The 9,486-nt window shown below is 70.8% G+C and carries 8 protein-coding genes; 4 read left to right on the top strand and 4 right to left on the bottom strand.

Features of this window, described 5'->3' with window-relative positions:
* Positions 1-90: 90 nt before the first annotated feature.
* Positions 91-3,213, top strand: a complete 3,123-nt coding sequence (locus ACIRGA_RS30110) for a BTAD domain-containing putative transcriptional regulator (protein WP_400947205.1) — start codon at positions 91-93, stop codon at positions 3,211-3,213.
* On the opposite strand, the gene ACIRGA_RS30115 is transcribed toward ACIRGA_RS30110, so the two are convergent.
* Together ACIRGA_RS30115 and ACIRGA_RS30120 are read right to left on the bottom strand one after the other, a co-directional pair.
* Positions 3,192-3,878 (bottom strand): hypothetical protein, encoded by a 687-nt coding sequence (locus ACIRGA_RS30115; protein WP_400947207.1) that lies wholly within the window; start codon positions 3,876-3,878, stop codon positions 3,192-3,194. The genes ACIRGA_RS30110 and ACIRGA_RS30115 overlap by 22 nt on opposite strands.
* On the bottom strand, positions 3,875-4,102 hold the full coding sequence (locus ACIRGA_RS30120) for a hypothetical protein (protein ID WP_400947210.1): 228 nt from the start codon (positions 4,100-4,102) through the stop codon (positions 3,875-3,877). The genes ACIRGA_RS30115 and ACIRGA_RS30120 overlap by 4 nt, the downstream gene beginning before the upstream one ends.
* A gap of 133 nt (positions 4,103-4,235) precedes the next feature.
* Between ACIRGA_RS30120 and ACIRGA_RS30125 the strand changes: the two genes are divergently transcribed.
* Positions 4,236-5,333 (top strand): C45 family autoproteolytic acyltransferase/hydolase, encoded by a 1,098-nt coding sequence (locus ACIRGA_RS30125; protein WP_400947212.1) that lies wholly within the window; start codon positions 4,236-4,238, stop codon positions 5,331-5,333.
* The gene (locus ACIRGA_RS30130) at positions 5,330-6,868 is read left to right on the top strand and encodes an MFS transporter (protein ID WP_400947214.1); all 1,539 of its coding nucleotides are present in this window, start codon (positions 5,330-5,332) and stop codon (positions 6,866-6,868) included. The genes ACIRGA_RS30125 and ACIRGA_RS30130 overlap by 4 nt, the downstream gene beginning before the upstream one ends.
* A gap of 69 nt (positions 6,869-6,937) precedes the next feature.
* On the opposite strand, the gene ACIRGA_RS30135 is transcribed toward ACIRGA_RS30130, so the two are convergent.
* Positions 6,938-7,429, bottom strand: coding sequence for a nuclear transport factor 2 family protein (locus ACIRGA_RS30135; RefSeq protein WP_400947216.1), 492 nt, complete (start codon positions 7,427-7,429; stop codon positions 6,938-6,940).
* A complete protein-coding gene (locus ACIRGA_RS30140; protein WP_400947219.1) occupies positions 7,426-8,022 on the bottom strand; it encodes a TetR/AcrR family transcriptional regulator in 597 nt (198 codons plus the stop codon). Before ACIRGA_RS30140 ends, ACIRGA_RS30135 begins: the two co-directional genes overlap by 4 nt.
* A gap of 8 nt (positions 8,023-8,030) precedes the next feature.
* Here ACIRGA_RS30140 and lhgO point away from each other — a divergent pair, with 8 nt between their 5' ends.
* Positions 8,031-9,287 carry an L-2-hydroxyglutarate oxidase gene (gene lhgO / locus ACIRGA_RS30145; RefSeq protein ID WP_400947226.1) on the top strand — a complete coding sequence of 419 codons (1,257 nt, stop codon included), beginning with the start codon at positions 8,031-8,033 and terminating at the stop codon, positions 9,285-9,287.
* Positions 9,288-9,486 lie beyond the last annotated feature (199 nt).

The following is a 9,486-nucleotide window of genomic DNA, read 5'->3' on the forward strand; positions in this document are numbered from 1 at the left end:
GTGGGGACCCGGCGAAGTGTATAGACGCCGATCGGCGTAGTTCGGGCGGGCTGGATCCACCCAGGTCAACGACGCCCTAATCTCTGACTCATGCGATTCGGCGTTCTGGGGGCGACGGAGGTGCGCCGCGAGGACGGCACCGCCGTCCCGATCGGCGGGCCCAGGGTCCGGACGCTGTTCGCGTTGCTCGCGCTGGAGGCGGGCCGGGTGGTCCCGGCGGAGCGGCTCATCGACGGCCTGTACGGCGAGCAGCCGCCCGAAGGCGTGGCGAACGCGCTGCAATCGCAGGTCTCGCGGCTGCGCGGCGCGCTGAAGGAGCTCGCGCCCGTCGAGTTCAGCCCGGCGGGCTACCGCCTCGTCGTGGACCCCGACGACGTTGACGTCCATCGGTTCGAGCGGCTCGCCGCCGAAGGGCGACGCACTCTCGCGGCGGGAGACGCCGCGAAGGCGGCCGAACTGCTTCGTGACGCTCTCGGGCTTTGGCGCGGCCCGGCGTTCGCGGACATCACCGACGCGCCGTTCCGCGATCCGCAGGTCACCAGGCTGAACGAGCTGAAGACGTCGGCGATCGAAGACCGCGTCGAGGCCGAACTCAAGCTGGGAAGGCACGAAGACGTCCTCGCCGAGCTTCGCGAGGTCATCGACGAGCTGCCGCTGCGGGAACGACCCCGCGCCCTGCTGATCCGCGCCCTGCACGCCGCGGGACGCCAGGCCGACGCGCTCACCGCGTTCGAAGACGCTCGCCGCGTCCTCGCCGACGAACTCGGCGCCGACCCCGGACCGGACCTCGCCGCCGCGCATCTGGCCGTGCTGCGGGGCGAGACGCCGCCGGTCAAGACCACCACCGTGCCGCTCCCCGCCCAGCTCACCAGCTTCGTCGGCCGCGAGGGCGACCTCCGGCACGTGCTCGCCCAGCTGGACCGCTCGCGGTTGGTGACGCTGACCGGCCCCGGCGGGGCGGGCAAGACCCGGCTGGCCATCGAGACCGCGGCCGCCATGGACCTCCCGGCGGTCTTCGTCGAACTGGCGCCGTACACCGAGGACGCCGACGTAGCGCACGCCGTGCTGACCGCCCTCGGCCTGCGGACGGTCCCGCTCGGGACGGTCACCGCGCCGGTGGAGAGCGCGCCGCTGGAGCGGCTGATCGACGCGCTGGCCGATCGGGCGGTGGTGCTGGTGCTCGACAACTGCGAGCATCTGGTCGAGGCCGCCGCGAAGCTGGTCGCCCGGCTGCTCGGCGCGGCCCCCGCCCTGCGGGTGCTCGCCACCAGCCGCGAACCGCTGGGCATCACCGGCGAGGTCGTCTCCCCCGTGCCGCGGCTCGCCGTGCCGCCGCCGGGCACGCCGCCCGCCCGGTCGCTGGAATTCGCCGCGGTCCGGCTGTTCGCCGAACGCGCTCGGGCGGGCGATCCGGGCTTCGCCGTCGACGACACCACCGCGGGCGACGTCCAGCGGGTCTGCGCCGCGCTCGACGGGCTGCCGCTGGCCATCGAACTCGCCGCCGCGCGCGTGCGGACGCTGCCGATCGGCGAGATCGCCTCCCGCCTGGACGACCGGTTCGGGTTGCTTTCGCGGGGCAGCCGGACCGCCGAGAGCAGGCATCGCACCCTGCGCGGCGTCGTCGAGTGGAGCTGGGATCTGCTCGACGAGGACGAACGCCTGCTGGGCAGGCGGCTGACGGTCTTCGCGGGCGGCACGACGCTGGCCGATGCCGAAGCGGTCTGTGCCGTGCCGGACATCGCGGAGCTGCTTCCGTCCCTTGTGGACAGATCACTCGTCGAACGCGGCGGGAACCGGTATCGGATGCTCGAAACGATCCGGGCCTTCTTCGCCGAAAAGCTCGCCGAGGCGGGGGAAACCGAGCAGATGCGGCGCGCGCACGCGGAGCATTTCCTCGCCCTCGCGGAGAAGGCGGACCCGCTCCTGCGCACCGGCGACCAGCTCGTCTGGCTCGACCGGCTCGACGCCGCCTACGACGACCTCCTGGCCGCGTTGCGCTGGGCTTCCGAGACCGATGTGCGGCTGGCGCTGCGGCTTTCGGCTTCGCTGGTGACGTACTGGTGGATGCGCGGCCGCCGGTTCGAAGGCTCGACCCTGTGCCTCGAGGTGATCAAACACCTCGGCTCGGGGCCGTCGGCGGATCTCGAGGAGGAGTACCAGCTCTGCGTGCTCACCGCCGCCGCGGGGCTCCGCGATCACGAAGCCCTCGACCGGCATTTGCCCGCGGTTGAGGCTCTCGTACGGGATCTGGCCAAGGCGCCGCGGAATCCGGCGCTGCTGCTGTTGATGGGGGTCGTGACCGGCCCGCCCGATGACGGCGAGGAGCTGCTGAAACGCGGTCAGGCCCTGCTGGCGCACAGTGACGCCTGGAGCCTCGCGCTCGCACCGACCGGCTACGGCCTCCGCGCGCTGCTGCGGGGCGAGCTCGATACGGCGGAAGGATTCCTGCGCGCGGGGGCGCAGGCGTTCCGGACGATCGGTGAGCGCTGGGGCCTCTCGATGGCCCTCGACCACCTGTCACAGATCCTGGTCTGGACGAACCGTCAGGCCGAAGCCCTCGAAACGATGAACGAAGCGCTCCGCCTGATGCGGGAGCTCGGCGCGTCCGACGACAACGCGGATCTGCTGTGCCGTCGCGGCGGCAGCAAGCTCCTTCACGGTGACGTCGCGGGTGCCAGGGCCGATTTCGAACTCGCCGTCGAGATGGCCCGCCGCGCCGGGATGCCGGAAAGCCGGGCCGCCGGCCACATCGGGCTCGCGTTCCTCGCCCGGCACGAGGGTGATCTGCGCACGGCCCGCGCGCTGAGCGAACGCGCGCTCGCGGAATGCGGTGGCGGCTCGTTCGCGGCCTCCGGTGTCCAGGCGGGAGCGAAGATCTCGCTCGGCTGGGTCTCGGCCGCCGAGGGCGACCTCGACCGGGCCGAGGAGCTGCATCTGCTGGCGCTCGCGTCGGCGGACAGCTGGAACGACAGCACCACGGTGGCCCTCGCCGTCGAAGGCCTCGCCGGGGTCGCGCTGCTGCGCGACGACGCGGAGCGGGCGGCGTTCCTGATCGGGGCGGCGGTGACCATCCGGGGCACCGCGTTCGCCGTCGATCTGGACGCCGCCCAGCTCCGGACGACCGTGCGGGAGCGGCTCGGCGACGACTTCGAGCGGGCTTACCGCCGGGGGCTCGGCGTACGCGGCGCCGCTCAACTGGCCGGGAAACTCTGACCGCTTGCCAGCTGGATCCCCTGCGGCGCGAAGCGGCCGACGGCGTCGGCGAGGAGGCGCTGATCGAGTTCGCTGTCCTGGACCGCGACGTACAGCGGCGCCGCGTTGTTCGGGAGCGCGCCGAGGCGGGTCATCCCGGGGCCGACCGGGTCGATGGTGAGCCGGGCGACGTCCCGCCACGGCACGACGGTCCGCTCGATCCGGACGCCCACCGCGTCCAGCTCGAAGAGCACCCACTGCTGGTCGTGCAGCGACTTGACGTAGGCGATGGTGCCGACGCCACCGGCGATCAGGACGATGCGCAGCGCACCCGGCGCCTCGATCGAACCGAGCAGGGCGGCGATCCCGAAGAAGGCCACCAGGAGGCCGGTCAGCTTCGCGGCGCCGACCAGGCCCGCGTTCGGTTTGTGCACGCGGAACCGCACGGCGCGCATCAGGTGCTGGGTGAGCACGCCACCACCGACCGCGGCGGCCAGCGCGAGCATCGTCACCACCAGCGAAACCGGCGAGAAGTCCACGAAGACGTTGTAGCCGGCGACCAGTGCGACGAACCCGCCGACGACGGTCAGCATCAGCGCGAGCTTTGCCTTGCGCACGTCCTGCTCGCGGCGCTGGAGGGAGGCCTGGTCGGGTGCGGCGAGGAAGCCGCCGTCGATGTTCCTCATCGGGCGTCACGCCGCGCTGCGTCGTTGGCGGCAGCCGCGCGGCGCTCACGCTGACGGCGGTCGAGGACGTACAGCAGCGTGCCGGCACCGGCGCTCACCACGGCGTAGAGGAGGTCCTGCAGGCCGTCGTCCGGGTAGCCGGTGGAGAACTCGACCATCGCGAGCGCGACGAACAGGACGCTGATGACGCCCCCGGCGATGATGTACACCTTGTTGCTGAGCATGGCTTCCCTCGCTTGTCGTTGCCTTGGTGAAACCACCTTCGCGCGGGGCACATGACATTCGGATGACACGCACTGGCAAGCACTGACAGCGTTCGGTGCGTGGACGGTCAGCGGCGCCGGAGACCCTCCGGACATGACTTACGCAGCGGGATCTCCCGAAGACTTCCTCGCCGTGCGGCATCTGACGTTGCGCGGCTCCCAGACCGAGATCGGCCATGCCCTCGGCGCCGAGGTGAAGGCGCGCTCGGACTGGTCGCCGTCGTCGATCGACCCGATCGTGGCCAGGGCGCGGCGCGTCTGGTTCACGCGGAACTGGCCGCAGTACGCCGGACGCCTGGCCGGGTTCGCCGAGGCCTACGGGCTCCCGGCCGACGCGGCGGTCTCCTTGGACGACGCGAGCGCGCTGCCTGCCGGATCGGGCTGTTCCGCGCTGTGGACGGGGAGCGCGCTCGGCCGGAACTACGACTTCTTCACCATGAGCTGGACCCAGCTGGGCGCGGTACTGGCGGGCGAGGAACCCGTCGACGACGGGACCGTGCCGATGGCGTCCCGGCCCTACGTACTGACGACGATCCCCGACGACGGCATCGCCTCCACCACCCTGACGATGTCCACAATGGACGGTGCGACCGAGGGGGTCAACGAGGCCGGGCTGGTCGTCGCGCTGCTGATGGCCGACATCGAAGCGGCCGCGCCGCTGGAGAACGATCCAGGTCCGCAGGCCGGGCTCTCGGTCATGCAGGTGTCCCGGTATCTGCTCGACACCTGTGAAAACGTCGACGAGGCCAAGGAAGCGCTGATGCTCGCCAAGCAGTACACGCACGGCGCGCCCTGCCACTACATCGTCGCCGACGCCTCCGGCCACGGCTTCGTCTACGAGCGCGGGGCCCACGACATCGAGTACTTCGTCGAGGTCGCCGACGGGCCCCTGTGCGTCACCAACCACCTGCTGCACCGCCATCCGGACCTCGACGCGCTGCCCGAGGACACACCGGACACCATGCGCACCTACGAGCGTCTGCGCACCGTCACCAAGGAAGCCGGCGCCGGGCCGCGCGAGGCGCTCGACGCGGTGTCCTTCGCCGTCGAACCCGGCTCGCCATGGCGGACGTTGTGGCGCAGCGTCCTCGACCCGGCGGCCCGCACCCTGAGCACCCGGTTCTACCTGGGTGACGCCGAGAGCGGCACCGCGCGGCACACGCCGGAACTCACCTTCGGGGTGTCGAGGTGACCATCGGCAAGGGCCGCAAGATCGGCACCGTCGCGGTCTGCGTGCTGGCACAGCTGCTGATCGCGATCGATCTGACCGTGCTGCATCTGGTGCTGCCGTCGCTTTCGGAGCAGATGCACCCGTCGACGACGGAACTGCTGTGGATCGCCGACGCGTACGGCTTCGCGCTCGCCGGGCTGCTGATCACGATGGGGAACATCGGCGACCGCGTCGGGCGGAAGAAGCTGCTGCTGATCGGGGCGTCGCTGTTCGGGGCCGCTTCGGTGATCACGGCGTACGCGCCGACGGCGGAACTCCTGATCGCCGCCCGTGTGCTGCTCGGGATCGCCGCCGCGACACTGATGCCGTCGACCCTGTCGATCGTGCGGAACGTGTTCACCGGCAAGGAACGCGCGGCCGTGATCGGGGTTTCCAGCGGGCTGACGATCCTCGGTTTCGGCATGGGGCCGCTCGTCGGCGGGTTCCTGCTCGACCATTTCTGGTGGGGTTCGGTGTTCCTGGTCAACGTGCCCGTGGTGGTGGTCATGGTGATCGCGGGCGCGCTGATCCTGCCCGAATCGAAGAACCCCGTCCCGGGCCGGATCGACGTCCTCAGCGTGCTGCTGTCGATCGCCGGCATGGTCGGGATCGTCTACACGATCAAGGAAGTCGCCTACAAAGGCTGGGGACACTGGGACATCGCGGTCGCCGCGGTGCTCGGCCTCGGCTGCCTGCTGGCCTTCATCCTGCGGCAGCCACGGCTGACCGAACCGCTGATGGATCTGAAGCTGTTCGCGCAACGGGCGTTTTCGGCGACCGTAGGTACCACGATCCTGGCGATGTTCGCGCAGCTCGCGGTGTCGCTGATGTTCGCGCAGTACCTGCAGCTGGTGGCGGGCTGGTCGCCGCTGAAGTCCGGGCTCGCCGGGCTGCCCGGGATGGGCGGCGCGATCCTCGGCGGGATGCTCGCGCCGCTGGGGATCAAGCTCTTCGGCCGCGCGGTCACCATCGGGCTGGGCTGCGCGCTGTCGGCGGCGGGCTTCGCGTTGTACTCGGGCGTGGGCGTGACGATCGTCTACACCGACCTGCTCGCGGCGATGATCGTCTTCGGTGTCGGGCTGGCGCTGATCCTCACCGTCGCGACGGACACGGTGCTCGGCGTCGTGCCGAAGGCCAGGGCGGGGGCGGCGTCGGCGATCTCCGAGACGGCGACCGAACTCGGCGGCGCGCTGGGGATCGCCATCCTGGGCAGTGCGCTCGGCGCGCTGTACCGGAGCGAACTCGTCATCCCGCCGGGCGTGCCGCCGGAGGCCGTTTCGGACACCCTCGGCGGCGCCGTCCAGGTCGCGGCGCAGCTTCCGCCCGAGCAGGGAGCCTTGATATTGACCAACGCGAAACTGGCGTTCGTCGACGGGTTGCAGGTGACGATGCTGTGCTCGGCGGGGTTGATGGCGGTACTGGCGGTGAGCGCGCTGTTCACTTTGCGCGGGATACCGAAGGTCCTCGAAGACCCCGAAGAAGCTTCACCTGCTCCGGTTCCGACCCCGGTGGGCTGAAGGGGCCCTTCACCGCATAAGACGCGGTGAAGGGCGCTTTCCTCGCATGAGATGCGGGGAAAGCGTCCTTCAGCCCCTCGGTCCGGCCAACGGGACCGCGCGTTTGTCGCCCGACCGGACCATGGCCAGCAAGGGTTTCGCGGCCACCGCGAGCAGCCGCGCCGCGAAGGTGCGGCCGTTGCGGCGGGCGATGTCCGGGCCGAAGGCGTCCATCAGCGCGACGAGCCCGGGCAACGGCCGCACGAACAGCGTCACTTCGGTGATCAGCCCGTCTTCGCCGAGTTTCAGCACCGCCGCCTCTTCGATCTCCTCGTCGCCGATGCGCGCGGTGTAGACGACGACCCGCGTCGGCCCGTCGCCCGTGTCGGTGTGGAACCGGACGTCGCGGAGATGCACGTACGCGACTTCCAGCAGCGGCCTGAGTTCGGCGTGCCCGCTGAACCGGACCCGGCTGGTCAGCGGCGAACGCACCACGGCGTCCGGCGCGAAGATACTCAGCGCGAGTTCCACGTCCCGGGTTTCGAGGGCGCGGCGGTACCGCTCGGTGGTTTCGATGCTCATCGGTCCTCCTGGATCAGGTTCCCCAGCCCGCGCCACAACAGATCCGTCGTGAGCGCGACGACTTGTTCCCGCGGGATGTCGCGGTTGTCCCACCACCAGGTGGCGATGGCGTTCAGCGCGCTCTTCGCCGCTTCGGCGAGCACTTCGTTCGCGCGGTCGCGCGGCAGGTCCGCGGTCAGCGCCAGGCCGGGCACGCGCGCGAACACCTCGGTCAGCTGCCCGGTGGCCCTGGCCTGACCGCGCCGGTGCACCTCGGCGACACCCTCGTCGGACGGCGTCTCGGCGAAGATCATCCGCCAGCCGCGTTCGTTCGCCTCCATCCAGGCGAAGATCGCCGCCACCCTGGCGCGCAGCAGCTCCTCGGCGGTGTCCGTCGGCGGCAGCTCCGCCCATCCGGCCAGCAGACTGTCCACTTCGGACTCCAGAAGGCCGGCGTACAGCGCCGCCTTGGCCGGGAAATGGTCGTAGAGCACGGGCGTGCTGATCCCGGCCGCCGTCGCGACCTCGCGCATCCCCGCCGCGTCGTACCCGGACGCGGCGAACACCCGCGCCGCCGCGGCCAGGATCCGTTCCCGGCGCTCTTCCCTGCTCAACCGCTTACCTGACATCGGTCAGGTACGCTACCACCAAACCTAACGGCTGTCAGGTAGCGCTCCGGGTAACCTGGTCGATCGTGCGCACTGTCGTAGTCATCGGGGGCGGGATCGTCGGTCTCGCCACGGCCTGGGAACTGACCAAACGGGGCCTGGACGTCACGGTCCTCGAAAAGGAGGACCGCTGGGCCGCCCACCAGACCGGGCACAACTCGAACGTCGTGCACGCGGGGCTCTACTACAAGCCCGGTTCCTTCAAGGCCAGGATGTCCACCGCCGGCAATCGGTCCATTGTGGACTTCGCGCGGCAGTACGGGGTGCCGGTCGAGGTGTGCGGCAAGCTGGTCGTCGCCACCTCCGAAGCGGAGCTCCCGGCGCTCAAGGTGCTCGCCGAACGCGCGGAGGCCAACGGCGTCCCGGCCAAGCTGATCACCCCGATCGAGGCCCGCGAGTACGAACCCGAGGTCTCGTGCGTCGCCGCGTTGCGCGTCGAGTCCACCGGCATCATCGACTTCCCGGCCGTCTGCGCGGCGTTGGTGCGGCTGCTCGACGAATCCGACGCCGACCTGCGCCTCGGCACGCCCGCGCTGGGGATCCGCCCCGGCCGCACCGGCGGCGTCGAGGTGGCGACCGGCGACGACGTGATCCACGCGGACGCCCTGGTCAACTGCGCGGGCCTGCACGCCGACCGCGTCGCCCGGCTCGCCGGGCTCACCCCGAGCGCGCGGATCGTGCCGTTCCGCGGCGAGTACTACGAACTGAAACCCGAGCGCCGCCATCTGGTGCGAGGCCTGATCTACCCGGTCCCCGACGCGTCGCTGCCGTTCCTCGGCGTGCACCTGACCCGCATGCTCGACGGCAGTGTGCACGCCGGCCCCAACGCCGTCCTGGCGCTGCGGCGCGAGGGCTACACGTGGCGCGACGTCTCCGCGAAGGACCTCGCCGAAGTCGCCCGCTTCCCCGGCGTCTGGCGGCTCGCGCGCAAGTACGCGTACCCGACCGGGCTCGACGAGGTCCGCCGGTCGTTCTCGAAACGCCGCTTCGCCGAAAGCCTCGCGCGGCTCGTGCCCGCGGTCACCGAGGACGACATCGTGCGGCACGGCTCCGGTGTCCGGGCACAGGCGCTGCGCCCGGACGGCGCCCTCGTCGACGACTTCCTGATCGAGACCGCGCGGAACCAGGTGCACGTCCTCAACGCGCCCTCACCGGCGGCGACCAGCGCGCTGGAGATCGCGAAGCACATCGCCGACGAGGTGAGCGCTTAGGTGGTGTCCTGCAAGTCGTGTTGGCGGTCTCCGCAAGCGAGCTTGCCGAAGAGGGTCGGCACGCTTTGCGCATCTTCGCGCGGAGGTCGTGAGTGGCAAGTGGCGTTCTATTTGAGCCGAAGGTCAAACGTGGCGTGTTCTCGGGCGGGCCGATGGTGGGCTGAAGGCTCCCTTCGTCGCGTCTAATGCGGTGAAAGAA

The organism is Amycolatopsis sp. NPDC102389, assembly GCF_044765885.1.
Lineage (GTDB): Bacteria > Actinomycetota > Actinomycetes > Mycobacteriales > Pseudonocardiaceae > Amycolatopsis.